General features: G+C 72.5%; 23 protein-coding genes. 7 read left to right on the top strand and 16 right to left on the bottom strand.

Features of this window, described 5'->3' with window-relative positions; translation table 11 throughout:
• Positions 1 to 55: 55 nt before the first annotated feature.
• Genes M8C11_RS11610 through M8C11_RS11590 form a run of 5 tightly spaced genes read right to left on the bottom strand, consistent with a single transcriptional unit; the run spans position 56 to position 4,852 of the window.
• A complete protein-coding gene (locus M8C11_RS11610) occupies positions 56 to 1,174 on the bottom strand; it encodes a branched-chain amino acid ABC transporter permease (protein ID WP_252449543.1) in 1,119 nt (372 codons plus the stop codon).
• On the bottom strand, positions 1,171 to 2,061 hold the full coding sequence (locus M8C11_RS11605; RefSeq protein WP_252449542.1) for a branched-chain amino acid ABC transporter permease: 891 nt from the start codon (positions 2,059 to 2,061) through the stop codon (positions 1,171 to 1,173). The genes M8C11_RS11610 and M8C11_RS11605 overlap by 4 nt, the downstream gene beginning before the upstream one ends.
• Entirely contained in the window at positions 2,058 to 2,846 is a 789-nt protein-coding gene (locus M8C11_RS11600; RefSeq protein WP_252449541.1) for an ABC transporter ATP-binding protein, read from the bottom strand. Before M8C11_RS11600 ends, M8C11_RS11605 begins: the two co-directional genes overlap by 4 nt.
• A gap of 56 nt (positions 2,847 to 2,902) precedes the next feature.
• Positions 2,903 to 3,646 (bottom strand): ABC transporter ATP-binding protein, encoded by a 744-nt coding sequence (locus M8C11_RS11595; protein WP_013288706.1) that lies wholly within the window; start codon positions 3,644 to 3,646, stop codon positions 2,903 to 2,905.
• A 3-nt stretch (positions 3,647 to 3,649) separates the two neighbouring features.
• Positions 3,650 to 4,852 carry a substrate-binding domain-containing protein gene (locus M8C11_RS11590; protein ID WP_252449540.1) on the bottom strand — a complete coding sequence of 401 codons (1,203 nt, stop codon included), beginning with the start codon at positions 4,850 to 4,852 and terminating at the stop codon, positions 3,650 to 3,652.
• A gap of 276 nt (positions 4,853 to 5,128) precedes the next feature.
• Between M8C11_RS11590 and M8C11_RS11585 the strand changes: the two genes are divergently transcribed.
• Positions 5,129 to 5,356 (top strand): GntR family transcriptional regulator, encoded by a 228-nt coding sequence (locus M8C11_RS11585; RefSeq protein WP_252449539.1) that lies wholly within the window; start codon positions 5,129 to 5,131, stop codon positions 5,354 to 5,356.
• Between the two features lie 215 nt (positions 5,357 to 5,571).
• Here the strand turns inward: M8C11_RS11585 and M8C11_RS11580 are convergent, their stop codons facing one another.
• The gene (locus tag M8C11_RS11580; RefSeq protein WP_252449538.1) at positions 5,572 to 6,690 is read right to left on the bottom strand and encodes a glycerophosphodiester phosphodiesterase; all 1,119 of its coding nucleotides are present in this window, start codon (positions 6,688 to 6,690) and stop codon (positions 5,572 to 5,574) included.
• A 107-nt stretch (positions 6,691 to 6,797) separates the two neighbouring features.
• Between M8C11_RS11580 and M8C11_RS11575 the strand changes: the two genes are divergently transcribed.
• The gene (locus M8C11_RS11575; protein ID WP_252449537.1) at positions 6,798 to 8,132 is read left to right on the top strand and encodes a TrkH family potassium uptake protein; all 1,335 of its coding nucleotides are present in this window, start codon (positions 6,798 to 6,800) and stop codon (positions 8,130 to 8,132) included.
• Positions 8,122 to 8,790 (top strand): TrkA family potassium uptake protein, encoded by a 669-nt coding sequence (locus M8C11_RS11570; protein WP_252449536.1) that lies wholly within the window; start codon positions 8,122 to 8,124, stop codon positions 8,788 to 8,790. Before M8C11_RS11575 ends, M8C11_RS11570 begins: the two co-directional genes overlap by 11 nt.
• Positions 8,791 to 8,864: 74 nt before the next feature.
• Here the strand turns inward: M8C11_RS11570 and M8C11_RS11565 are convergent, their stop codons facing one another.
• The 7 genes from M8C11_RS11565 to M8C11_RS11535 all read right to left on the bottom strand — a co-directional run bounded on the left by M8C11_RS11565 (position 8,865) and on the right by M8C11_RS11535 (position 17,641).
• Positions 8,865 to 10,487 (bottom strand): serine/threonine-protein kinase, encoded by a 1,623-nt coding sequence (locus M8C11_RS11565; protein WP_252449535.1) that lies wholly within the window; start codon positions 10,485 to 10,487, stop codon positions 8,865 to 8,867.
• A gap of 71 nt (positions 10,488 to 10,558) precedes the next feature.
• Positions 10,559 to 12,115: a fused MFS/spermidine synthase gene (locus M8C11_RS11560; protein ID WP_121686246.1), complete on the bottom strand. Its 1,557-nt coding sequence runs from the start codon at positions 12,113 to 12,115 to the stop codon at positions 10,559 to 10,561.
• 36 nt (positions 12,116 to 12,151) lie between these two features.
• Entirely contained in the window at positions 12,152 to 13,126 is a 975-nt protein-coding gene (locus M8C11_RS11555) for a hypothetical protein (RefSeq protein ID WP_252449657.1), read from the bottom strand.
• 247 nt (positions 13,127 to 13,373) lie between these two features.
• Positions 13,374 to 14,183, bottom strand: a complete 810-nt coding sequence (locus tag M8C11_RS11550; RefSeq protein ID WP_252449534.1) for an inositol monophosphatase family protein — start codon at positions 14,181 to 14,183, stop codon at positions 13,374 to 13,376.
• Complete coding sequence (locus tag M8C11_RS11545; protein WP_091426599.1) at positions 14,176 to 14,628, bottom strand: response regulator; 453 nt, start codon at positions 14,626 to 14,628, stop codon at positions 14,176 to 14,178. Before M8C11_RS11545 ends, M8C11_RS11550 begins: the two co-directional genes overlap by 8 nt.
• Positions 14,625 to 16,385 carry an ATP-binding protein gene (locus tag M8C11_RS11540; RefSeq protein ID WP_252449656.1) on the bottom strand — a complete coding sequence of 587 codons (1,761 nt, stop codon included), beginning with the start codon at positions 16,383 to 16,385 and terminating at the stop codon, positions 14,625 to 14,627. The genes M8C11_RS11545 and M8C11_RS11540 overlap by 4 nt, the downstream gene beginning before the upstream one ends.
• A gap of 62 nt (positions 16,386 to 16,447) precedes the next feature.
• Positions 16,448 to 17,641, bottom strand: coding sequence for a PP2C family protein-serine/threonine phosphatase (locus tag M8C11_RS11535; protein ID WP_252449533.1), 1,194 nt, complete (start codon positions 17,639 to 17,641; stop codon positions 16,448 to 16,450).
• Positions 17,642 to 17,954: 313 nt separating this feature from the next.
• On the opposite strand from M8C11_RS11535, the gene M8C11_RS11530 reads away from it, so the two are divergent.
• Positions 17,955 to 20,333 carry a M28 family peptidase gene (locus M8C11_RS11530; RefSeq protein ID WP_252449532.1) on the top strand — a complete coding sequence of 793 codons (2,379 nt, stop codon included), beginning with the start codon at positions 17,955 to 17,957 and terminating at the stop codon, positions 20,331 to 20,333.
• 116 nt (positions 20,334 to 20,449) lie between these two features.
• Positions 20,450 to 21,160, top strand: coding sequence for a hypothetical protein (locus M8C11_RS11525; RefSeq protein WP_252449531.1), 711 nt, complete (start codon positions 20,450 to 20,452; stop codon positions 21,158 to 21,160).
• Positions 21,161 to 21,184: 24 nt separating this feature from the next.
• Here the strand turns inward: M8C11_RS11525 and M8C11_RS11520 are convergent, their stop codons facing one another.
• From M8C11_RS11520 to M8C11_RS11510, 3 genes are all read right to left on the bottom strand, one after another.
• The gene (locus tag M8C11_RS11520) at positions 21,185 to 21,439 is read right to left on the bottom strand and encodes a Smr/MutS family protein (RefSeq protein ID WP_013288724.1); all 255 of its coding nucleotides are present in this window, start codon (positions 21,437 to 21,439) and stop codon (positions 21,185 to 21,187) included.
• A 59-nt stretch (positions 21,440 to 21,498) separates the two neighbouring features.
• On the bottom strand, positions 21,499 to 21,861 hold the full coding sequence (locus M8C11_RS11515; RefSeq protein WP_013288725.1) for a M48 family metallopeptidase: 363 nt from the start codon (positions 21,859 to 21,861) through the stop codon (positions 21,499 to 21,501).
• Positions 21,862 to 21,948: 87 nt separating this feature from the next.
• The gene (locus M8C11_RS11510) at positions 21,949 to 22,719 is read right to left on the bottom strand and encodes an ROK family protein (protein WP_120572991.1); all 771 of its coding nucleotides are present in this window, start codon (positions 22,717 to 22,719) and stop codon (positions 21,949 to 21,951) included.
• An 85-nt stretch (positions 22,720 to 22,804) separates the two neighbouring features.
• On the opposite strand from M8C11_RS11510, the gene M8C11_RS11505 reads away from it, so the two are divergent.
• Together M8C11_RS11505 and M8C11_RS11500 are read left to right on the top strand one after the other, a co-directional pair.
• Positions 22,805 to 24,442, top strand: coding sequence for an ABC-F family ATP-binding cassette domain-containing protein (locus M8C11_RS11505; RefSeq protein WP_252449530.1), 1,638 nt, complete (start codon positions 22,805 to 22,807; stop codon positions 24,440 to 24,442).
• A gap of 38 nt (positions 24,443 to 24,480) precedes the next feature.
• Entirely contained in the window at positions 24,481 to 24,798 is a 318-nt protein-coding gene (locus M8C11_RS11500) for a hypothetical protein (protein WP_252449529.1), read from the top strand.
• Positions 24,799 to 24,811 lie beyond the last annotated feature (13 nt).

Genomic DNA, 24,811 nt, shown 5'->3' with positions numbered 1-24,811 from the left:
GCGTTAACTTCATGATCGCCGGGGCCGGGGTGGGCGGGGGGTCGGCGGGGGCGGGTCAGCGGGGGCGGCGGAAGGCGGTCAGGACGGGGGCCAGGCGGGTTCGCAGGCTGGCCAGGCCGCCGGGGAAGAAGTAGACGGCCAGGATGAAGACCGTGCCCAGGACGAACAGGGGCTGGCTCAGCGGGTGGCTGAGGAACGCGGGCAGGCTGTTCACCGCGTCGCTGCTGCCGAACGCGGTGAGCCGGTGGTCCAGGTACATGTAGAGGACGCCGCCCAGCACCGGCCCCCACCGCGTACCGGGGCCGCCGAGCACCACCATGACCAGCAGCGACAGCGTCAGCTCCGACGAGGTGATGTGCGGGCTGGCGCCGCCCACGATCAGCACGTAGACGACCCCACCCGCCGACGCGAGGCCACCGGCGAGCGTGAACGCGACGAGCTTGAACCGGTACGGGTCGAGCCCGAGCACCCCGATGCGCCGCTCGTCGTCGCGCAGGCCGGCCAGCACCCGCCCGGTCGGCGAGGCGCTGACCCGGTGCACGACCAGGACGACGATCGCCAGGTACGCCAACGCCAGCCAGTAGAGGTTCACCGTGTTGGTGACGCCCACGAGCGCCGCCGGCAGCCCGGAGACGTCGAGCGGCAACCCCTCCTCGCCGCCGGTGAGGCCGCCGAAGTCGCGGGCCACGAGGATCGCCCCGACCTGCGCGAACGCCAGCGTCACCATGGCGAACGCGATGCCCACGGTCCGCAGGGCGACCGCCCCGAGCAGCGCCGCGAGCGTCGTGCCGCCGATCACCGTGAACACGGCGGCCTGCCACAGCGGCAGCCCGGCCTTGGTGATCAGGATGTCGGTGCCGTAGACCCCGGCGGCGAAGTAGAGGGCGTGGCCGAACGAGAGCATCCCGGTACGCCCGAACAGCAGGTCGTAGCCGGCCGCGAGCCCGCCGAACACCAGGCAGATGGCGAGCAGTTGCAGCGTGCCCGGCGAGTTCAGCGGCCCCTCGAAGATGCCGGGCAGGTGCAGTGTGGAGTACGGCAGGATCGCCGCCACCACGAGCGCGACCAGCGGCAGGTACGGGCGCAGTCCGTGCCAGCGGGCGCGGCCGGGGGTCAGCTCGTCCGGCACCGCCGCCGGGGGTGCGGGCGCCTCGGCGCTCTTGACCTCGGTCATGCGTGAGCCACCTTTCCGGCCAGGCCCTGCGGACGCAGCAGCAGCACCACGGCGAGCAGGCCGACCACGCACAGGTCGCCCAGCCCGGACGTGCCGTAGTAGTTGACGAACTGTTGCAGCAGCCCCACCGCGACCGCCGCGTACGCGGACCCGACCACCGAGCCCATCCCGCCGATCACCACCACGATGAACGCGAAGATCAGCAGCGAGCCGCCCTGTCCCGGCGAGACGGTGCCGAAGTAGACGCCGCCGAGCGCGCCGGCCAGCGCGGCGGCGGCCCCGCCGATGGCGAAGACCAGCGTGAACGCCTTGCGCACGTCGATGCCGAGCGCTGTCACCATCTCCCGGTTCTCCACGCCGGCCCGGATGATCAGGCCGTACCGGGTCCAGCGCAGGAACGCCAGCAGCGCGCCGAGCACCACAGTGGCGGCGACGATCAGCAGCAGCCCGGCGTTCGGTACCTGGGCGCCGAACACCCCTGTCACGCCCCGGCTCCAGTCCGGCCGCGGGAACGGACGCGGGTCCGCGCCCCAGGTGGCCTGGAGCAGCGCCACCCCGGCCAGCGACAGGCCGACGGTGACCAGCACCTGTTCGATGGTGCGGGAGTACAGCGGCCGGATCAGCACCAGCTCCACGAGCACCGCGACGAGCGACCCGGCCAGCACGCCGAAGACGACGGCCAGCACGAAGCCGAAGCCGTCCGGCCCGGCGCCGGGCAGGTTGCCCGCCGCCCACCACGTCGCGTACGCGCCGACGCCGAGGAACAGCCCGTGCGCGAAGTTGAGCACGTCGGCGAGGCCGAAGACCAGGGAGAGGCCGGAGGCGACGAGGAAGTACAGCGCCGCCAGGCCGAGCCCGGTCAGCGTCAGCAGGACCACTGTGTTCATGCCGTGCCGCCTTTCGTTCGCGACTGCGGGGCTCGCAAACCCGGCTCACTCCTCGCGCTCACCGGCACCTCCGCCGAACCCACGCCCAGCAGCGACTTGGTCAGCGCCGTCTCCAGCAGCAGTTCCTGGGCGTCGCCGGTCCAGGCGACCTTCCCGGCGGAGAGCACCACCGCGTCGGTCGCCAGCCGCCGTACCACCGCCAGGTTCTGCTCGACCAGCAGCACCGGCACGGATTCCGCCACCCGTTCCAGCACCTCGGCCACCTCGGTCACCACCTTCGGCGCCAACCCCTTCGTCGGCTCGTCGACCAGCAGCAGCCGGTTGTCGTTCAGCAGCACCCGGCCGATCGCGAGCATCTGCTGCTGCCCGCCGGACAGCGAGCCGGCCCGTTGCCGTCCGCGCCGCTCCAGCTCGGGGAAGAGAGCGAAGACCTTGTCGTACGCGGGCGTGACGCCCCGCCGTTCGGCCAGCCGCAGGTTCTCCGCCACGGTGAGCGCGGCGAAGACGCAGCGGTCCTCCGGCACGTAGCCGAGGCCGTCCCGGACCAGCCGGTGGGTGGGTCGGGCGAGCAGGCTGCGCGCCCCCATGCGTACGCTGCCGCGCACCTCGCCGCCGCGCGGCGTCAGCCCGACGATCGCGCGCAGCGTGGTGGTCTTGCCGACGCCGTTGCGTCCGAGCAGCACCGTGACGCCGGTCGGCGCGACCTCGAACGACACCCCCTGGAGGATGTGCAGTCCGGCGATCCGCACGGACAGGTCCGCCACGGACAGGACAGGTTCGGTCACAGCGCCGCCTTTCGTTCGCGACTGTGGGGCTCGCAAACCCGGCTCACTCCTCGCGCTCACAAGGCCTCCCCCAGGTACGCCTCCTGCACGGTGGCGTTCGCCATCACCGTGTCCGGGGTGTCGCACGCCAGCAGCGCGCCGTGGTGCATCACGGCGATCCGGTCGGCCAGCTCCAGGATCACGTCCATGTGGTGTTCCACCATGAGCACCGCCCGGCCGCTGTCCCCGGTCAACGACTTGATCACGCTGACCAGCTCGGGCACGTCCTCGGCGCTCACCCCGGCCATCGGCTCGTCCAGCAGCATCACCCGGGGTTCACCGGCGAGCAGCAGCGCGATCTCCAGCTTGCGCTTCTCGCCGTGGGCCAGGGTGCCGGCCAGCGCCGTACCCCTGTGGTGCAGGCCGACCCGGTCGAGCGCCGCGTCGGCGGCGGCGGCCACCTCCCGGTCGGCCGCCGCCCGCCGCCACAGCTTCATCGAGCCACCCCGGTGTGCCTGTACGGCGAGCCGGACGTTCTCCCGCACGCTCAGCGAGCCGAAGACCGAGGACGCCTGGAAGGTACGTCCCAGGCCGAGCCGGGCACGCCGGTGCGGCGGAAGCGCGGTGATGTCCGCGCCGTCCAGCAGGACCGTGCCCTCGGTGGGCCGGCGCAGGCCGGTGATCAGGTTGAACAGGGAGGTCTTGCCGGCGCCGTTGGGCCCGATCACGCCGAGGAACTCCCCCGGCGCCAGATCGAGGTAGACGGAGTCGACGATGGCGACCTCACCGATCCGCCAGGTCAGACCGCGGGTGGCGAGCACGGGTCAGCCCTTCATCTGCGCGACCGGCGGCGCGCTCTCGTCACCGGTGAGCGACTTCTGCGCGGTCGCGGTGAAGGCGGTGCCGCTGCCGGTGAGCTTGGCCTGGTACATCGGCTGGAGCAGGGCGTGGTCCTCGGCGCGGATCTTCATGGTGCCCTTGACGCCCTCGAACTCCCAGCCCTCCAGCGCCTTGACCATCTTGTCCACGTCGTCGCCGCCCTCCTGCACGGCGCGGACGACCATCTGCGCGGCGGCGAACCCGTCCGGGTGGAACAGGTCGAGCGTGCCGCCCGGCACCTTCGCCTTCGCGGCCTTGGCGGCCTCGGTGTCGCTGGCGCCGTCGAAGTAGTGCGACAGGAACGAGATCTTGCTGCCGGCCGCGCCGAACGTCGGCCACGAGGCGCGGATGTCCAGGCCGGTGACGACGGTGGTGGAGGCGAGGACGCCCTGCTGGTCGAGCGTCTGCCACATGGCGCCGGCGGTGGTGCCGGCCCAGGCGACGAAGAGCAGGTCCGGCTTGGCGGCCTTGATCTGGCTGGCGAACGGCGTGAACTCGGTGGCGCTGGCCGGGGCCCGGACGCTGCTCACGTTCGCGCCGGCGCCGCCGATCACGGCCTTCACGGCGGCCTCGTTGGCGTCGCCGAACGCGCCGTCCTGCGCGAACACCACGACCTTCTTGCCGGCCGCGTCGCCGATGAACGACCGGGCGGTCACCACGTCCTGCCACGACTGCCGGCCGGACCGGAACGTGTACTTGTTCGCGCCGGTCACCGCGTCCGTGGCGGCCGGGCCGGAGATGAACAGCACCTTGTTCTGCGCGGCGATCGGCGCGACCTGGAGCGCCACCCCGGAGGAGGTGGACCCGGCGATGATCTTCGTACCCTTGCCGATCAGGTCCTTCGCGGCGGACACGGCCTTGGCCGGGTCGCCCGCGTCGTCGGCCTCGGTCACCTCGATCGTGCGGTCACCGACCTTGCCGGTGCCCTTGGTGGCGAAGTCGAGGCCCGCCTTGAAACCCTCGATGTACTGCTTGCCGTAGCTGGCGAGCGGCCCGGACTGGGAGTAGACCAGACCGACCTTGACCGGGGCGGCGTCGCCGCCGCCGGATGCGGTGTCCTGCGGGCTGCCACAGGCCGTGGCGGCCAGAGCGACCGCCACCGAGGTGGCGGCGGTAAGGAACACCCGTCGCGTGTGCCGGATCGTCATTGCGACTCCAGGTGAGGACAGGGGGAATGTCAGTTGTCGGCTCACGCTAGAAGTGACGTCACCCACGGGCTATGTGGTCGGCGCACACAAGTACCCGTGACGGGGTGGCCGCACGTTACAAACGCGGACATCGCCACGTAACCGCGCCGACCCGGGATGGCCACACCCGCCACGCACAACCCGCCGGGAATGTCGCCCCACGCCATCGCGCACCGTGTCGCAGTGCCCGTGTAGGCAGAACGGGATCGGATTCGCCGGACCAGCCGGAGTCCCACCATGCCCACAGCAGAAGCACCGTTCCGCCGCATCGCCAACGACATCGCCTCGAAGATCAAAAGTGGCGAGCTGAAGCCGGGCGACAGGCTGCCCTCAACCCGCGAGATGGCCGAGACCTACGGCGTCCACATGAACACGGCCTACCGTGCGATGTCGTTGCTGCACGACCGCGAGCTGATCACCGGCCAGCCCGGCCGAGGCACCTACGTAGCCGAACGCCCGAGCTGATCAACTCCACCACGCCGAAGTGGCGGCATCATCACGCCCGGAAGCAGCCACTTCCCCGAAGTGGCGCCCCACCGCCGACCACCGCCGATCTTGGTACGGAATGGCCCTCGGAGGGGCCGTTTCGTACCAAGATCTCGGGGACGGGTGAGCGCGACGGACCCGGGCAAGCGAACGGGGTGCCCGCCGGAACGGCGAGCACCCCGGAACGACCAGCGTCAGCGGCCGGCTCGGGCGGCCACCGCCGTGTCGGGGTGGTCGCTGAACACGCCGTCCAGGCCCAGGTCGAGGAACAGCTCGTACTCGGACGTGATGTCACCACGCGCGTTCGGGTCGGTGCCGATGCGGAAGTCCGCAGGCAGGAACTGGTTCTCGGCCCGGAACGTCCACGCGTGCACCACCAGCTTCTGCCGGTGCGCGTCCCGGATCACCGAGGTCGGCGCGAGCAGCCGTCCGGCGGCGTCCCGGGGCACGATCAGGTTCTTGTTCAGGCCCACGCCGTCGGCGTACCGGGAGATCCAGGCCAGGCCAGCGGGCGTGGCCAGGTCGGCGTAGGTCCGCTTGTCGCCGCCCGCGACGAAGTCGTAGGGCGCGCCGGACGCGTCCATGAGCTGCACGAGCCGTACGTCGATCATCTTGTCGAGCTTGCGCAGGTTGGCGGTCTCGAAGCTCTGGACGAACACCGGGTCGTTCCGGTGGGTGAGCCCGTTGCGGCGCAGCACCGCGACCAGCGGCTCCTCCAGCGCGCGCCCGATCGAGGCGAAGTAGGTGGGGTGCTTGGTCTCCGGGTAGACGCCGATGGTCCGGCCCCGGGCCTTCGACTCGGCCCGCGCCAGGTCGATGACCTCCTGGAACGTGGGGATCTCGAACCTGCCGTCGAACGCGGTGTTGGCGACCCGCACCTGGGGCAGCCGCTCCTTGGCCCGCAGCGTCTTCAGCTCGGCCAGCGTGAAGTCCTCGGTGAACCAGCCGGTGACGGTGACCCCGTCGATGGTCTTCGTCGCCTTGCGGGCCGCGAACTCGGGGTGGGCGGCCACGTCGGTCGTACCGGAGATCTCGTTCTCGTGCCGCGCGACCAGGACGCCGTCCCTGGTCGAGACGAGGTCCGGCTCGATGAAGTCGGCGCCCTGGCGGACGGCGAGCCGGTAGGCCTCCAGGGTGTGCTCCGGGCGGTAGCCGCTCGCGCCGCGGTGTCCGATCACGATCGGCCGCTGGGGCGCGCGGGCCTGCTCGGCGCGGGTGTCCGGGCCGGCCTGGGCGGCCACTGCCGGCACCACCACTGCGGCCGCCGCGAGCAGCGCGCCGGCCACGCCGAGGGCGGAAAGGGTACGTCGCAACGCCGTCTCCTGTCGTCGATGGGGTACGCACAGCAGACCGGGCGTGGTTGACCGGCAGTTGGTCGGTTCCTGACCTGCCGGTGAATCTCCGGACGGAAGATGACGGGATGCGCCGCCTGCTCCGGAAGCCCGTACGGCTGGTGCCGTTGGGGTTCCTGGCGGTGATCCTGGTCGGCACCGGCCTGCTCATGCTGCCCTGGGCCACCAGCGAGCAGCGGTACACCCCGTTCGTCACCGCGCTGTTCACGTCCACGTCGGCGGTGTCGGTGACCGGGATGGCGATCACCGACACGCCGAACTACTGGAACGGCTTCGGCCTCGTGATGATCACCGTGCTGACGCAACTCGGCGGTCTGGGCATCCTGACCGGGGCGTCGCTGGTGATCCTGGCGGTCTCCCGTCAGCTCGGCCTGCGTAACCGGCTGCTCGTGCAGGCGGAGACCGCCGAGTTCGGCCTCGGCGACGTACGCCGGTTGCTGCTGCGCATCGCGGCCACCGTCTTCGTCACCGAGGCCCTGATGACGGCGGTGATCGCCGCGCGCCTGTTCCTGGCGTACGACTACCGGCCGGGCCGGGCGCTGTGGTCGGCGGTGTTCCACTCGGTCCAGGCGTTCAACAACGGCGGGTTCGCGCTCTACTCCGACGGCCTGGTCGCGTTCTCCCGGGACGGCTGGGTGGCGCTGCCGCTCAGCATCGGCGCGATCATCGGCGGGCTGGGTTTCCCGGCGCTGTTCGAGGCGGTACGCGAGTGGCGGCAGCCGGCGCGCTGGGCGGTCGCCACGAAGCTGACCGTCTGGGGCAGCGTGGTGCTGATCGTCTTCGGCGTCGCGTACCTGCTGCTGGTCGAGTGGGGCAACCCGTTCACGATCGGCACCTACGACGTGCAGGGCAAGCTGCTGGCGTCGTTCACCCAGATCGCGTTGAGCCGTACCGGCGGCTTCGACGTGGTGAACGTCGGGCAGCTCACCGACGAGAGCTACCCCATGCTGGTCGGCCTGATGTTCATCGGCGGGGGCAGCGCCAGCACCGCGGGCGGCATCAAGGTCTCCACGTTCTTCCTGCTCGGCTTCGCCATCTGGGCCGAGCTGCGGGGCGAGCCGGACACCACTGTCGGGCGCCGCCGGGTGGCGGCGGCGAGCCAGCGGCAGGCGCTGACCGTGGCGCTGCTGAGCGTGGCGCTCGTGGCGGGCGGGACGGTCGCCCTGATCGCGTTGACCTCGCAGGTGTCGTTCGCCGCCGCGTTGTTCGAGGTCACCTCCGCGTTCAGCACCACCGGCCTGACCGTCGGGGTGTCCGGGCAGCTCTCCCCGCCGGGCCAGTACGTGCTGACCGCGCTCATGTACATCGGCCGGGTCGGACCGCTCACCCTCGGCTCGGCCATCGCGTTGAACACCCGTCGACGGCTGTACCGCTACCCGGAGGAGCAACCCATTGTCGGCTAGACATCCGGACGAGACCGGCATCGCGGTGATCGGCCTGGGCCGGTTCGGCGCGCGCCTGGCGGAGTCCCTGTCCCGCCTCGGTCACGAGGTGCTGGCGATCGACCACGACCCGAACCGGGTCCAGCACTGGTCGGCCGACCTCGACCGGGTGGTGCAGGCGGACACCACCGAGGAGGTGGTGCTGCGCCAGCTCGGGCTGGCGGACTTCCGCCGGGTCGTGGTCGCGATCGGCGCGTCGCTGGAGGCGAGCGTGCTCACCGTCCTGGCGCTGGCCGAGCTGGGGATCGAGCAGATCTGGGCGCGGGCCACCTCGGAGAAGCACGCGAAGATCCTGCACTCGGTGGGCGCGCACCACGTGGTCTTCCCGGAGGCGGAGACCGGCGAGCGGGTGGCGCATCTGATCGTCAGCCGGATGCTCGACTTCATCGAGTTCGACGACGAGTTCGCCATCGCCAAGATCAAGGTGCCCGCGCCGCTGGTCGGGCGGTCGCTGCGCGACATCGCACCGCAGGACCGGTACGGCGTGATGGTGGTGGGCGAGAAGCAGTCCGGGCAGCCGTTCCGCTACGCCGGACCGGACACGGTGCTGGCGGCGGACAGCGTGCTCATCGTGGAGGGCGGCATCTCCCAGGTGCAGCGCTTCTCCGCGCTGACCTGACCGGAGCCGTTGACCTGACCGTCAGCCCTTCTTCGGACCCTTGCCCTTGCCGTGCTCACCCCCCTTCGGCCGGTCTACTTTGCTTTTCCCTTCGGGCCCTCCTTGCCCTTGGGGGGCTTCGGCGCGGCCTTGGGCTTCGCCGGCTTGGCCTTCGCCGGCCCGCTCTTGGTGGTGGTCTTCGCGGTGCTCTTGGTGGCCGGCTTGACCGGCGTCTTCACCGGCGGCGCGGTGGTCGGCGCCGAGCCGGCGATACCGGAGACCTGCACGCCGCAGGTGCTGTCACCGAGCGTGAACTCGACCGGCAGCGTGTTGCTCCCGGTGTAGCGACCGGCGAGCGTCAGCTTCGTCGACGCGCCGGGCGCCAGCGCCGGGTCCGTCGCCGGTGCGGCGATCGAGACGGTACGCCCCGCCTGACGTGCAGTGGGCTGGGACGTGGTGACGGTCTGCTTGCCGGGGAACGTGAAGTTCATGGTCCAGCCGCGCAGTTCCCGGTCGCTGGTGTTGGTGAGCGTCAGCTCGGCGGAGAACTCCTTGCCGGTGTCGCGGCGCAGCGAGTAGTCGACAGCGCAGGGGACCGCCTCGGGCAGGCTCATCCGCGCCTCGGTCGGCTCCACCCCGCCGCTGGCCGAGCTGCGCGACGTGAGACCCCACAGCGTGGCGGTCACCGCGACCAGTCCGACGGCGGCCACGCCGGCCTCCACCTTGCGCCGTCGCGCCACCGCCCGCCTCGTGCGGGTGCGCACCGCCGAGAACGGCAGCGCGTCGGTCTCCGCCGACCACGGCAGGATCGTGGTTCCGGCGTTCTCGGCGAGCCCCGGGTCCATCCGGCCGAACGCCGGCGACACCGGCACGATCGCCGCGATACCGGCGGCCTCGGCGAGCGTACGGGCCACCTCGGTGGTGGCCGGGCGGTCCTCGGGGCGCTTGGCCAGGCACCGCTGCACCAGCGCGGCGACCGGCTCGGGCAGGCCCGGCACCGAGGGCATCGGGTCCGGGTCGCGGTACATGTGCGCGCGCAGCATCTGGGTGGTGGTGCTGGCCTGCCACGGCAGGCGGCCGGTCAGCATCCGGTAGAGCAGCAGCCCGACCGCGTACACGTCGGTGGCCGGCGAGACGTGGCCGTTGTCCAGCCGCTCCGGCGCCAGGTACGCGGGCGTGCCGAGCAGCGCGCCGTCGGGCCCCTTGTCGCTCTCCCCCACCAGCGCCGAGATGCCGAAGTCGACGACCTTCACCCCGGTCGGGGTCAGCATGACGTTGCCCGGGGTCACGTCCCGGTGCACCACGCCGCGGGCGTGCGCGGCGGCCAGCGCCGAGGCGACCTCCGCGCCGATGGTCATGGCCTCCCGCCAGGGAAGCTGCCCGTCGCGGCCGAGCCGCCCGCTGAGCGGACCGCCGTCGACCAGCTCCATGACCACGTACGGCACGGTCAGGCCGACCTGCACGGACTCGCCGTAGTCGTACACGTTGGTGATGTTGGGGTGGCACAGCCGCGCGGCGGCCTGCGCCTCCACCCGGATCCGGTGCCGGAACGCCTTGTCGCTGGCCAGCCGCGACGCCAGCACCTTGACCGCCACCTGCCGGCCCAGCACCTCGTCGTAGCCGCGCCAGACGACCGACATGCCGCCCGCACCCAGCTGCTCGACCAACCGGTATCGCTCGCCGAGCAGTTGCACGCCGTTCCTGACCGGTCCACCCATGGTCGGTCCTGTTGCCCGAAGTCGACCCCGGTACACCTCAGCGGTCGGAATCGGTCAGGAAAGTCACCCGTTCAGGCGGTCGCCAGCAGTTGGTCCACCGGCGCGTAGTCGTCGGTGAGCACCATCGCGTCGCCCACCCACCCGGTCACCGCCGCCTCGTCCATCAGCTCGGCCCGTTCGGGTAGCAGCTTCAGCCCGGGCGGGATCGCGGCGAGCGGCAGTGGCGCGTCCGAGGCGACGATCACGAAGTTGGCGCCCTGCTGCCCGTCGATCGCGCCGGGCGGTGCGATGAGCGCGACGTGCGCGAACTCGGCCTTCACGGTGGCCAGCTCGGCCCGGATGAACCGGCCCGGCGGGTAGTCGATGACGTTCTGCACGTAGATCCCGTCCGGGCGCAGCACCCGGCGGATGTCGGCGGCCATCTCCCGGGTGGCCAGGTGCCACGGCACCACCAGGTGACCGAACGCGTCGCCGACGATGAAGTCGCGGCTGTCGGTCGGCTCGCCGCGCAGCAGCACCCGCGCGTCGCCCACCTCGGCACGCATCTGCGGGCCGGTACGCAGGCCCAGCTCCCGCCGGTCCAGCTCGACCAGCCCACCGTCCAGTTCGAACACCAGGTTGTCGGTGCCGGGCCGGGTCGCGGCCAGGTAGTGCGGCACGGTGAAGCCGCCGCCGCCCAGGTGCAGCGCGTCCATCGGCTGCTTCGCCGGCCGCGCCACGTCCGCGACCAGGCCGATCCACTGCGTGTACGCGTACTTGAGGTGGTTCGGCTCGTTCAGGTCGACGTACGAGTGCTCGGCCGAGTTGAGGTAGAGCGTGCGCCCCTGCGGCCACGACGGGTCCACCTCGACGCGGGCGCAGTGGTACGCGGTCTCCACGTCGCACGGGTTCGGCGCCGCGGCGGTGAGCCCGGCGGCGGCGAGGCCGAGCAGCGCCAGCGCGGCCTTGACCCGGCCCGGCGCGGACAGCCCGCTGGGTCCGGCCTGCCGGCGCAGCCAGAAGCCGAGCGCCAGCCCGGTCACGCCGAGCACGGCGGCCAGCCCCAGCACGATGACGGTGCTGGACAGCGCGGCCACCAGCACGAAGCCGGTGCCGAGCGTGGCGGTGATGCCGCCGAGCGTGCCGATGCCGGACAGCTTGCCCACCACCTGCCCGGTCCGGCGCAGGTCGGCGAGCTGGAGCTTCACCACGAGCGGGGTGATCCCGGCCAGCAGCGCGGCGGGCAGCAGGACGGTGAGCGCGGTCAGCAGGAGCACCGCGCTGGCCGCGCCGCCGCGCAGCACCTCGCCGGCGTACCGGACGATCGGCAGCGTGACGGCGGTGGCGATGCCGGCCAGCACCAGCGCCGGGGCGAGCAGGGTGCGCGGGTCACGCCGGTCGGCGAGCCACCCGCCGAACCACGCCCCGTACGCGATGGCGGCCAGCGCCATGCCGATGACCGAGCTGGTCACCTGGAGGGTCACCCCGACGTACGGGCCGACCAGGCGCAACGACACGGTCTCCAGGACCAGCACGGCCCCGCTGGAGAGGAAGACGAGGAACGCGGCGAGCCCGTTGGGCAGGGCCCGGGGCGGAACCGGGGCGCCGGCCGCCGGTTCCGCGATGACGTCGGACGATGTGCTGCTCACCGTGGCGATGCTACGCAGCGCTCGCGGCGGGCCGGGTCAATACATCGAGATGTGAACATGGTTTGTGTGGTCCGCCGCCGGGCTGCCGCCGCCGCTGTACGCGCGCCAGCCGGTGTTCGGCATCCAGATCTGCCGATACCAGATGACGTACATGATGCCGAGGCGGTTCGCGTTGTTCTTCGCCCAGGCGGCGAGGCTGTCGCCGTACGCCTTGTCGCCGCCGGTGGCGGTCTTGTCCTCGAACCCGCCGCTGGCGGCGGAGAAGTCGCAGGCCCGGCCCTTGGGGTGCTCGCCGCCGCCACCGCTGCGGTGACACGAGGCGTAGCGCTTGTAACCGGCCCCCTTGGCCTGCTGGAGCATGTGCAGCGTGCGCGGCGTGATGCAGCCGGACGCGGGCGTCGGGTCGTCCACCGAGCAGGACTCCGACGGCCACGAGCCGTCCGAGTTGCGCGGCGCGGGCTTCGCCGACGAGGACGTGCCGTTGAACCCGGACCCGGCGCCGGAGCTGACCTTCGCCAGCGCCACCTCGGCGTCCTTCTTCTTGCGGGCCTGTACCGCGACCTGCTTGGCCTGCTCACGCACCTCGGCGTCGATGGCGAGCTTCGCCTCGGCCGCCTGCGCCTTCGCGTCGGCCAGTTCCCGCAGCCGCTTGCTGTCCCGCTGGGCCATCACGTCCAGCTCGGCCGCGCGCTTGAGGAAGTCGTTCGGGTCGGCGCTGGCCAGCAGCATCGACGTCGCGGTCAGCCGGCCCATCCGGTACGACTGCGCGGCGACCTCACCGGCCTGCGCGCTGAGCCCGACGAGGCGTACCTCGATGTCGCTGAGCTGGGCGGCGAGCGCCTTCTGCCGGCGCTTGGAGTTCTCCAGCTTGTTCTGGGCCTCGATGTGGCCCTTCGCCGCCGCCTCCAACGCGGCCCGCAGCTGCTTGCTGCCGCCCTCGTTCGGGGCGTTCGGGCTGGGTACGGCGGCGGCCGGCCCGGCGGCCACGCCGGAGCCGAGCAGCACGGCCATCGCGGCGAGCGCGGCGAGCAGCGACCGCCGGACGCGCCGGCCGGTAGGGCTGGTCCTGGGCACGTGATGGTCCTTCCGTCGACCGCCGGCCCCCGCACACCGAGCGGCGTCTCCGCCGGCGCCGGACGGCGGCCTGCTGGCGGAGACCGCCGGTCACGATACCGGACCACGCGCGACACGCCAGGCCGGCGACGGCGTAGGGCGTCCGACGTCGACGCAGCGTGCCGTGCTCGTCGCGCAGCGCCGCTCAACCGCCCAGCAGGGCGGCGCTCACCTCGTCCCAGATCTCCGGGCTGGCCGCGACGAGCAGCCCCCGGCCCTCGTCGGCCGGGTGGTAGTCGGTGCCGTCGAACCGGCGGGCAACGCCACCGGCCTCGCGCACCAGCAACGCGCCGGGTGTGTGGTCCCACGGCAGGGTGCGCCAGAACAGCACGAACTGCTGCGCGCCGGTGAGCACGTCCAGGTACTCCCGGCCGGCGCAGTGCTGGCCGGGCAGCAGCTCACCGATGCGGCGCCCGCCCTCCTCCACCCGGCGGCGGAAGTCCGGCGGCAGGAACTTCGTCGCCGCGGTGCCGCGCAGCGCGCCCACCCGCGGCTCGGCCTGCGGCGTACTCAGCGACGCGCCGTCCAGCTCGGTGCCGGCGCCGAGCCGGCCCGCCGCCATCGTGCCGTCGAGCGGGTCGTACACCCAGGAGGCCACCGGTACGCCGTCGGTGAGCAGCGCCGCCATCAGCGCGAACGGCCGGCGGCCGGCGGCGAAGTTGGAGGTGCCGTCGACCGGGTCGACGAGCCACACGTCGCCGCTGCCGCGCAGGTGCCGCAGCAGGTCCGGGTCGTCGGCGACGGCCTCCTCGCCGACCACCACCGAGCCGGGACGCAGCCGCCGCAGCCCTTCGGAGATCAGCGCCTCGGCCTCGCGGTCGGCGACGGTGACCACCTCGCCGGGTGCCTTCTCGGAGATGTCGGACGCGTCGAGCCGGCGGAACAACGGCACGACGACCTTGGCCGCCGCTTCCTTCAGCAGCGCGCCGACGTCGTCCAGCAGCGGGTCAGCCACGCGGCGGCAGCTTGACCACGCTGACGAAGAACTCGTCGATCTGGCGGACCACCGAGATGAAGCGCTCGAAGTCCACCGGCTTGGTCACGTAGGCGTTGGCGTGCAGCTGGTAGCTGCGCAGGATGTCCTCGTCGGCCTGCGAGGTGGTGAGCACCACGACCGGGATCCGGCGCAGTTCCTCGTCCTTCTTGATCTCCTCCAGGACCTCCCGGCCGTCCCGGCGGGGCAGGTTCAGGTCGAGCAGGACCAGGTCGGGCGTCACCGCGTCCGCGTACTGGCCCTCGCGGCGCAGGTAGGCGAGCGCCTCGGCGCCGTCGGAGACGACGGTGAGGCGGTTGCGGAGCTTGTGCTCCTCGAACGCCTCCTGGGTCATCAGCACGTCGCCGGGGTCGTCCTCGACGAGCAGGACCTCGATCGGGCTCTTGCCGTCCGCGGGCGCGGTCATCCCACCGTCTCCTTCATGCCACCGTTTGTACCGTGTCGGTCCGCCTCCGCGGGCGGCTCTTCGCGTGCCTCGCCGTCCGGCTGCCGCCCGACGTCCGCCGGGTCACCGTCGGCGCCCTCGGCGGCCGGCGCCTCGGCCGGCTCCGCGGCGTCCTGCGCGTCCGTCGTGTCGTCGTCCGCCGCGGCCTCCGCCGCCTTGGCGGCCTCGATGTCGGCCTCCAGCGCGGGCAGCGTGAACCGGATCGTGGTGCCCTCGTCGGCGTCGGTGTCCACCCAGACCCGGCCGCCGTGATACTCCACGATCTTCTTGACGATGGCCAGTCCGATGCCGGTGCCCGGGTACGCGTCCTTCGAGTGCAGCCGCTGGAAGATCACGAAGATCTTGTCGGCGAACTCCGGTTCGATCCCGATGCCGTTGTCCCGGCAGCTGATCTCCCACTCGCCGTCCACCAGCCGCGCCGACACGTGCACCTTCGGCGGCACGTCGGGCCGGCGGAACTTCACCGAGTTGCTGACCAGGTTGACCAGCAGGTTGGTCAGCAGCGGCTCCTCGCCGCGGATGGTGGGCATCTCGCCCCAGGTCAGCTCCGCGTCGGAGTACTGCAACGCCGCCTCGGTCTGCCCCGCCACGTCGCCCATCACCTTGTTCAGGTCGACCTCGGTGAAACCGGTGGTCAACCGGCCGATCCGGGAGAACGCCAGCAGGTCGTTGATCAGCCGCTGCATGCGCTGCGCGCCGTCCACCGCGAACGCGATGTACTGGTCGGCCCGCTCGTCGAGCTGCCCGGCGTACCGCCGCTGGAGGAGCTGGCAGAAGCTCGCCACCTTGCGCAGCGGCTCCTGGAGGTCGTGCGAGGCGACGTACGCGAACTGCTCCAGGTCACGGTTGGACCGGGTCAGCTCCTCGGCCTGCTTCTGCAACTGGCTGTTGACCCACTCGATGCGCTCCCGGGCCTCGCGTACCTCGTCCAGCTCCCGGGCGATCTTCATCCGCATCTGGTCGATGTCGTCGGCGAGCCGGCGGAACTCCGGCGGCCCGGACCCCTCGATGCGGTGCCGGTAGTCGCCGTCGGCCACCTCACGCACCTGACCGACCAGGTCGGCCAGCGGGCGGATCAGGATCCGGTCCAGCGAGAGCAGCATGACCACGCCGGCCGTCGTCACCACCAGCGCGGCGATGATCAGCAGTACGACGAGCGTGTTGCTCGTCGCGTTGACCCGGTCGGCGGTCTCCTGCCGGACCGTGAGGATCTCCTCCTGGAGCGTGTTCACCGCCGTGCGGATGCCGTCGAACTGCTGGCGGGTCGCGTCGGTGATCAGCGCCTGGCCGGCCTCCGCGCCGTCCCGCTCGACGGTGGTGATGACCGGCTCGGCCACCTGGGTCCGCCACTGCGCGGTCTCCTGCTCCACCACGGCCAGCGACCGGCGCACGTCCGGGTAGTCGGCGGAGAGATCGCGGATCGAGGCGACCAGGCTCTGCTCGCGCCGCACGCCCTCCTGGTAGGGCTCCAGGTCGCTGCGGGCACCGTTCACCGCGTACCCGCGAACCGAGGTCTCCTGGTCGAGCAGGACGCTCATCAGCTCCTGCGCCTGGACACGCAGCGGACCGGTCTTGAGCAGCACCGCGTCGATGTTCTGCCGGTTCTTCGCGGCGACCGCCGCCTCTGCGGCGGCCAGGCCGAGCAGCAGCACCACCACCACGCCGAGCAGCGCGGCCACCCGCCGCCGCAGGGTCCACCCCTGCTGGTACGCCTTCACCGGTTCCTCCCCGTTGCCCTTCACCGCATCATCGTCGTTCGCGACTGCGGGGCCCTCAGCGCTCACCGGCCGCTTCCCCGCGTGACCAGCAACATCGCCACGTCGTCGGCCAGCGGACCACCGTTGAGCTGCTCGGCCCGCCCGACCAGCCACGCGGGCAGTTCGGACAGCGGCACCGCCCGGTTCGCCGGTTCGGCGAGCAGCCCGGTCAGGCCCGGCACGTCGAGGCGTTCGTCCCCGCCGTCCACCCGGCCCTCGATGAGGCCGTCGGTGTACATCAGCAGGGACCAGTCGTCGGTGTCGAACTCCAGGTCGAAGGCGACCGGGCGGCGCGGGCGTACGCCCAGCAGCAACCCGCCCTTGGCCGGCACCGGCGTGACCTTGCCGCCGCTGAGCAGCAGCGGCGGCGGGTGACCGGCGAGGCGTACGGTGGCCCGCGCCGACGCCAGGTCGAGCCGGGTGGTGGCCACCGTCGCGAAGATCTCCTGGAGGCGGCGCTCGCTCATCAGCACCTGCTCCAGCGCGGGCAGCACCTCGTCGTCCGGCACCCCGGCCAGCACCAGCGCCCGCCAGGCCACGCGCAGTTCGACGCCGAGCGCGGCCTCGTCGACGCCGTGCCCGCAGACGTCGCCGACGATCAGGTCGATCCGGTCCGGCTGGGTCTGCACCACGTCGTAGAAGTCGCCGCCGATCAGCGCGGCGTGCCGGCCGGGCCGGTAGAACGTGTGCACCGACACCTCGTCGGTGGTCATCAGCGGCTGCGGCAGCAGGCCGCGCTCCAGGCGGGCGGACTCGGCCTGGCGCAGCTCCACCTCGCGCAGCCGGCGGGCGTTCTCGTCGGCCCGCTTGCGCTCGACCGCGTACCGCAGCGCCCGGGTCAGCAGGACGCCGTCGACCTGGCCCTTGACCAGGTAGTCCTGCGCCCCCTCGGCGACCGCGACGATGCCCAGGTGCTCGTCCGAGCGGCCGGTCAGCACGCAGACCGCGGCGCCGCTGGCCATCTCCAGCACCCGGCGCAGCCCGTCCAGGCCCTGCGCGTCGGGCAGGCCCAGGTCGAGCAGGACGCAGTCCACGCCCATCACCCGCTGCCGGGCCTCGCTGAGGCTCGTGGCGACCAGCAGGTCGATCATCGAGTTGGTCTCGGCGAGCAGCTCGCCGACCAGGAAGGCGTCGCCCTCGTCGTCCTCGACCAGCAGCACCCGCAGCCGCTCGCCCGGCGGGACGCCGCCGTGCAGCCCCGCCCCGGCCGACGGCACGTAGACGGCACCCGACGCGCCGGAACCCCGCTGCGGTCGGGTAACCGCCGCGAGTCGCGGGAGTTCGCTGGTGATGTCGGGCTCCTTCCGAATGCCCCTGCTGATCCTGACTCAGACAACAGTCGCACACCACGCGACCGTCGCCGGTGCGGCGGAGCGTGTGACACGTCCACCCGGACAGCGGCACGGTCGACCCACGATGTTACGCCGGGAGCGCTGTCACGCCCGCAGCGCACCGACCGGGGACTGCCGCCGCAGGCCCCGGGGGTGCAGGATGATCCCCACCCCGTAGATCCACCCCGAGGAGTCCCCCGTGGGCGTACCCCCCACCCGCCCCGCCGACCGCGTGTTCGCCAGGCCCCGCCGGAGGCCGATCGCCGCCGTCGCCGCGACTGTCGCGCTGCTCGCCGTCGGGGCGGGCGTCCTGGTCGGCCTCTCCACCCCGGCGCCGCGTCCGGCGGACGCGCCGGAGGGCGAGTTCAGCGCCGGCCGGGCGTTCCGGAACGTCGAGGTGATCGCCGCCGAGCCGCACGTGGCCGGCAGCGCCGCCAACGACCGGGTACGCGAGCACCTGGTGGCGACGCTGCGCGGGCTGGGCCTGGAGACCGAGGTGCAGGACACGGTGGCGCCCGAGGCCGGGCAGCTGTCCGGCGCGGCGGGCGGGGCGACGCTGGCCCGGGTCCGCAACGTGGTGGCCCGGCTCCCCGGCACCGACCCGACCGGGAAGGTCTTCCTGGTCTCGCACTACGACTCGGTGCAGACCGGGCCGGGCGGCAACGACGACGCCGCCGGCACCGCCGCGATCCTGGAGGTCGCGCGGGCGCTGACCACCGGCCCGCGCCCCCGCAACGACATCGTCTTCGTGCTGACCGACGCGGAGGAGGCGTGCCTGTGCGGGGCCGCCGGGTTCGCCGCCTACCACCCGCTCGCCCGCGACGGCGGGGTGGTGCTCAACCTGGAGGCGCGCGGCTCCACCGGCCCGGTGATCATGTTCGAGACGTCCCGGGACAACGCGAAGCTGGTGGAGATCTTCGGCAGGGCCGCGCCACATCCGGTGGGCACCTCGTTCGCGGTGGAGATCTACCGGGCGCTGCCGAACGACACCGACTTCACCGCCTTCCAGCACGGCAAGTTCGCCGGCCTGAACTCCGCGTACATCGACGGCGGCGCGATCTACCACACCCCGCTGGACGTGCCGGCCCGGATGGACCGGGGCAGCCTCCAGATGCACGGTGACAACGCGCTCGGCCTGGCCCGCGAGTTCGGCCGTACCGACCTGGGCGACCTGCGCGCCAGCCACGACGACACCTACTTCCCGGTCCTCGGCGGCCTGGTCCGCTACTCCGGCTGGCTGACAATGCCGCTCGCAGTGGTCGCGCTGCTCGCCGTCGGCGCCCTCGGCTGGCTCCTGCGCGTCCGGGGCCGGGCCACCGCCGGCACGCTCGCCGCCGGCTTCGGCCTGACCCTGGCGCCGATCGTCGTGGCACCGCTCGGCGCGTGGCTGCTCTGGGCCGCGATCACCACGGTCCGGCCCGGGTACGCCGAGCTGCTCGACCCGTACCGCCCGGTCTGGTACCGGCTCGCCGTCGTGGCGCTCTCCGCCGCGGTGCTGTTCTGCTGGTACGCGCTGCTGCGCCGCCGCGTCGGCCCGGCCGCGCTGGCGTTCGGCGGGCTGGCCTGGCTGGGAGTCTTCGGTGTGCTGCTCGCCGTGGCGGTGCCCGGCGGGGCGTACCTGACGACACTGCCGGCCCTGGCCGGCGCGCTCGCCGGGTTCGCGGCGCTCGCCACCCGGCGCGACGGCCCGTGGCCGGTTGTCGCGGTGACACTCGCCGCCGCGGTGGCGGTGGTGATCCTGCTGCCTCCGGTGGTGCTGCTGTTCCCGGCGCTCGGCATGGGCATGGGCGCGGTAGCCGCGCTCGTCGCGGTGCTGCTCGGCCTCGCCGTACTCCCGGTGGTGGACCTGCTGCACCCCCGGGCCGGCGGCCAGCGCGGCCTGCTGGCGCTGCGCGCACGCCGGCTCGGCGCGCTGCCCGCCGCGGCCGCCGCGCTGGCCGCGGTGGTGCTCGCCGGGGTCGGCCTCGCCGTGGACCGCTTCGACGCCACGCATCCCGTGCCGACCCATTTGATGTACGCGCTGGACGCGGGCACCGGGAAGGCGGCCTGGCTCAGTCGCGAGGAGAAGCCGCAGCCCTGGACCGACGGCTACGTCGACGGCACGGTCTCGATCGCCGACGACTTCCCCGGGCTGGGCACCACCGAGCTGCGCGGCGGACCGGCCACCGCGGCGCCCCTGCCCGCCCCGAAGCTGGACCTGCTCTCCGACAGCCGCTCGGGTGACCAGCGTGTGCTGCGGGTACGGGTGGTGCCGCAGCGGCAGGTACGCCTGCTCACGCTGCACGTCGACACCACCACCGCCACCGTGCGGTCCGCCGTGGCGGCCGGACGGGTCGTGCCGGTCGAGCCGGGCGACGGCAAATGGGGGTTCGGGGTCGTGTTCCACGCCCCGCCGCCGGAGGGTGTCGAGGTCACGCTGACGCTCGTGCCCCGGGGCGGGGCCGTTTCGGTGCGGGCCATGGACGCCAGTGACGGGCTGTCCGGGGTGCCCGGGTTCCGGGCGCGACCGGAGGGCGTGGGCGTGGTCGGGTCGCACAGTTCGGAGATGCTGGCGGTGGCCCGCACGTACCCGCTCTGAGCAGTCTTCCTGATCGACACCACCTCGCCGAAGTGGCGGTATCCGCGCGCCGGGATACCGCCACTTCGGCGTACTGGAGTGGATCAAGCTAGAGCGAGGCGGGCTAGGCTGACGGGGTGCCGACCGATGTGGAGCGTGTCCGGCAGGCGTTGGCGATGTGGGACGGTTTCCCCGTTCACCGCGAGCAGCGTCCGATCGTGCTGACAGCGATGGGCGTCAGGGAGCTCGACCGACTCATGGTGGACACGCAGTGGCGGTCGTTCTTCGACGCCCCCGGCGTCCCGGAGTCCGAGTTGCCGCCGGAGATCGCGCCGGCTGCCGTCGACTACTGCCGTGACGTGCAGAGCGGCGCGCAGAGACCGCTGGCGAACATCATCCGGGCGGACGGACCGTTCGCCACCGACCGGGGCACTCGCGAACTCCCGGCGTGGATGATGCACCCCGACGACCGGCGATGGCCGTTCATCGCTCTGGACCCGGACTTCGAACGTCGGATGACGTGGCGGCCACCCGGCGTAGGAGCCGCTCATCACGAGGAGGCCGTGCTCGCGCACGATGGGCGCACCCTGACGTTCCGGTTCATCGGAACGCCCGCGCAGTACGCCGACTACCCCGACGCCGAGGTGTTCGAGACGGACACAGCGGTGCTCGTCGAGCCGGTGGAGGTCGCCCGCAACGGGAACGGCATCCGACTGGCCTACGCCGAGGAGCGCGAGGTGGTGGTGCGCCTGGCCGCTCCGCTCGGCAACCGGGTTGTGGTCGGCATCGGGCACGGTCCCGGGACAACCACCTTCGGCCTCCCCATAACGGTGCTCACCGCGGCCTGACCGAGGCGGTCAGACGTGGGCGCGCTACTTCCAGCGGAAGTGCACGAACAGGCGGCCGAAGTTCTTCGAATCCTTCTCGACCCGGTGGTAGAGCTGCTTCACGTCCTTCTGGTCGAGGAAGCGCAGCACCTTCTTCTTCAGCGCGCCGGAGCCCTTGCCCGGGATGATCTCCACGAGCGTGGCCTTCTTCGCCACCGCCTCGTCCATGATCCCGCGCAGCGCGCGATCGATGTCGTGGCCCTTGTTGTAGATGTCGTGGAGGTCGAGCTTGAGCTTCACGGTCCCATCCTAGGTACGCGGAAGGGCAGCCCGCCCGGGCTGCCCTTCCGCGTCATCGGTCAACGACCGACCTTGCCCTCCACCCGGCGCAGGGCGGTGGCGTAGTCGGTGTTCGTCGAGTACATCGCTGCCGCGATGCGCAGGTGCCGCAGCGCGTCCACAGGCCGGTTCATCCGCTCCAGCGTGCGGCCGAGCACGTGGTGCGCGTAATGGTCGCTCGGGTCGCGGTCGACCAGCGCGCGCAACTGCTCCTCGGCCCGGTTGAGCTGGGCCGACTGGAAGTACGCGCGGGCCAGCAGCTGCCGGACCGAGGAGTTGTCCGGCTCCGCCTCGATGATCGGTTCGAGCAGCCGGGCCGCTCCGGTCGGGTCACCCGCTTCGAAGAACATGGTCGCCCGCCGGTACTCCGCCAGAAGATCCACTCGACCCACCTCCTCGTGTCGCGCCAGGCCCTAGGTCCGACGCTGGCACAACACCGGCGGAACCGCGAGTGTTCCTGCGGTCGAAGATCAGGTGGTCGGGTCGTACCGGCCGCCGATCAGGTCCCAGGCCCGGACACCACCGACGATTCCGGCCGTGTTCGGGACGATCACCACGTCGTCGCCCATCCGGGCCACCTGCTCGGGCCGGATCAGCCGCGAGTTGCCGCCGCCGAGGTACAGCCGGTCCCAGCGGAACACCGGCCGCAGGCCGTCCACCACCTGCCGGATCCGCCGCGACCAGAACGCGTCGCCGAGGCGCCGTCGTTCCGGCTCCCCCACGTACGTGTCGTAGGTGGTGTTCCACCGCACCGGCGCGTGCGACAGCTCCAGGTGGGGTGCCAGCATCCCGCCGTCGAACAACGCGCTGCCCAGCCCGGTGCCGAGCGTCAGCACCAGCTCGCAACCGGTCCCGGCGACCACGCCCGCGCCGTGCACCTCGGCGTCGTTGAGCACCAGCGCCGGCACGCCGAACGCCTCGGCCAGCGCGGTGCGCGCGTCGTACCCGGACCACTCGGCCACCAGCTCCGGGTCGACGCGGCTGCGCGGCCCGGAACGGGTCACGTAGTGCGGCGTCGCCACCACCACGCCGTGCCGGATCATGCCGGGCATGCCGACGGTGAGCCGGTCCGCCGTGGGCAGGCGGGCGCCGAGATCCAGCAGCGTCTTGACGAACAGGCCGGGCGGCAACGGGTACGGCGTGGGCACGCGCAGCGGCCGGGCGCGCATGGTCCCGGCGGCGTCCAGCACGGAGGCCTTGATCCCGCCGCCACCGCAGTCGATCGCCAGTGTGGTCACCACGGCTGTGAGTCTCCCTCACACCGGTGCCGCCGCGAGCGCGGGTCACGGTAATCCGGATGCGCCCGCCGGTAGGCTCGACCACCTGATGAGCGCCACGTTGATCGCCAAGGACCTCACCGCCGGCCACGGTGACCGCCTCCTCTTCGAAGACCTCGACCTGGTCGTCGCGCCCGGCGACGTGGTGGGGCTGGTCGGGGTCAACGGCGCGGGGAAGTCCACGCTGCTGCGTACCCTCGCCGGTCTGCTCCCCCGCGAGCAGGGCTCGGTCTCGCTGAGCCCGCCCACGGCGACCGTCGGCTACCTGCCGCAGGAGCCGGAGCGCCGGCCCGGCGAGACGGTCCGCGAGTTCCTGGCCCGACGGACCGGGGTGACCGCCGCGCAGGCCGCGCTGGACGCCGCCACCGAGGCGCTCACCGCCGGGGCGGCGGGCGCCGACGACGCGTACGCGAACGCTCTGGAACGCTGGCTCGACCTCGGCGGCGCGGATCTGGACGAACGGGCCGCGCAGGTCGCCGCGGAGCTGGGTCTCGACGTCGGCCTGGACCACCCGATGACCGGTCTGTCCGGCGGGCAGGCCGCCCGCGCCGGGCTCGCGTCGCTGCTGCTCAGCCGGTACGACGTCTTCCTGCTCGACGAGCCCACCAACGACCTCGACCTGGCCGGGCTGGACCGGCTGGAACGCTTCGTCACCGGTCTGCGCGCCGGGACCGTGGTGGTCAGCCACGACCGCGAGTTCCTCACCCGCACCGTCACCCGGATCGTCGAGCTGGACCTGCACCAGCGGCAGGTCAACCACTACGGCGGTGGCTACGCGGCCTACCTGGAGGAGCGGGAGGTGGCGCGCCGGCACGCCCGCGAGGAGTACGAGGAGTACGCCGACACGAAGACCGACCTGGAGGCGCGCGCCCGCACCCAGCGGGCGTGGATGGAGAAGGGTGTCAAGAACGCCCGGCGCAAGGCCACCGACAACGACAAGATCGGCCGCAAGTACCGCGCCGAGTCGACCGAGAAGCAGGCCGCGAAGGCCAAGCAGACCGCCCGGCTGATCGAGCGGCTGGAGGTGGTCGAGGAGCCGCGCAAGGAGTGGGAGCTGCGGATGGAGATCGCCGCCGCGCCCCGCGCCGGCGCCGTCGTGGCCTCGCTCCGAGGAGCGGTGGTACGCCGAGGCGGCTTCACGCTCGGCCCGGTGGACCTGCAGATCGACTGGGCCGACCGGGTGGCGATCACCGGGGCGAACGGCTCCGGCAAGAGCACCCTGCTCGCCGCGCTGCTCGGCCGGCTGCCGCTGGACGAGGGGCACGCCGCGCTCGGCCCGGGTGTGGTGGTCGGCGAGGTCGACCAGGCCCGGGGACTGTTCCTCGGCGACCAGCCGCTGCTCGACGCGTTCGGTGCCGCCGTACCCGATCTGGCCCCGGCGGACGTGCGCACGCTGCTGGCGAAGTTCGGGCTGCGCGCCGACCATGTGCTGCGGCCGGCGGCGACGCTGTCGCCCGGTGAGCGGACCCGGGCCGCGCTGGCCCTGCTCCAGGGGCGCGGCGTGAACCTCCTGGTGCTCGACGAGCCGACCAACCACCTCGACCTGGCGGCGATCGAGCAGCTCGAATCGGCGCTGGCCAGCTACCCGGGAACGCTGCTGCTGGTGACCCACGACCGGCGGATGCTCGACGCGGTGAGCGTGAACCGGCGGCTGCGCGTCGCGGACGGACGGATCGCCGAACACTGATCCGTGCCGAGTCGCCCGCGCGGGTCCACAATGAGCGCATGCTCAAGTGGGAGTACGCGCTGCTGGTCCGCCGCCGCCAGGCCGCCGCCACCGACGCCGGGTGGGAGGTCGTCTTCATCTGGTACGGCCCGGACGGCTCCATGATCGACGTGACGCCGTACGGCGACACCGCGCTGGCCCACCTGAACCGGGCCGGCGACCAGGGCTGGGAACTGGTCGCGATGAGCGAGGATCCGTCGCTGCCGGGCAACAACGAGCTGCACCGCTACCACCTCAAGCGCCCGAAGGCAGCGGCTGCCCAGCCCCGCCAGCGCATGCGAGGCTCCCGCGCAGCCCGCCGAACCCTCTCCCCCTGACCCCCTCCTCCCC

Source organism: Micromonospora sp. CPM1, from assembly GCF_023896895.1.
Lineage (GTDB): Bacteria > Actinomycetota > Actinomycetes > Mycobacteriales > Micromonosporaceae > Micromonospora > Micromonospora tulbaghiae.
This window is presented reverse-complemented; position numbering and strand designations above follow the sequence as displayed.

Bases quoted from the DNA above. Each gene is read 5' to 3' on its own strand.
- M8C11_RS11575 (WP_252449537.1), top strand. From the start codon at position 6,798: ATGCGCCGCCTGCTCCGGAAGCCCGTACGGCTGGTGCCGTTGGGGTTC.
- M8C11_RS11585 (WP_252449539.1), top strand. From the start codon at position 5,129: ATGCCCACAGCAGAAGCACCGTTCCGCCGCATCGCCAACGACATCGCC.
- M8C11_RS11545 (WP_091426599.1), bottom strand. From the start codon at position 14,628: ATGACCGCGCCCGCGGACGGCAAGAGCCCGATCGAGGTCCTGCTCGTC.
- M8C11_RS11605 (WP_252449542.1), bottom strand. From the start codon at position 2,061: ATGAACACAGTGGTCCTGCTGACGCTGACCGGGCTCGGCCTGGCGGCG.
- M8C11_RS11555 (WP_252449657.1), bottom strand. From the start codon at position 13,126: ATGGCCGTGCTGCTCGGCTCCGGCGTGGCCGCCGGGCCGGCCGCCGCC.
- M8C11_RS11565 (WP_252449535.1), bottom strand. From the start codon at position 10,487: ATGGGTGGACCGGTCAGGAACGGCGTGCAACTGCTCGGCGAGCGATAC.
- M8C11_RS11610 (WP_252449543.1), bottom strand. From the start codon at position 1,174: ATGACCGAGGTCAAGAGCGCCGAGGCGCCCGCACCCCCGGCGGCGGTG.
- M8C11_RS11505 (WP_252449530.1), top strand. From the start codon at position 22,805: ATGAGCGCCACGTTGATCGCCAAGGACCTCACCGCCGGCCACGGTGAC.
- M8C11_RS11500 (WP_252449529.1), top strand. From the start codon at position 24,481: ATGCTCAAGTGGGAGTACGCGCTGCTGGTCCGCCGCCGCCAGGCCGCC.
- M8C11_RS11590 (WP_252449540.1), bottom strand. From the start codon at position 4,852: ATGACGATCCGGCACACGCGACGGGTGTTCCTTACCGCCGCCACCTCG.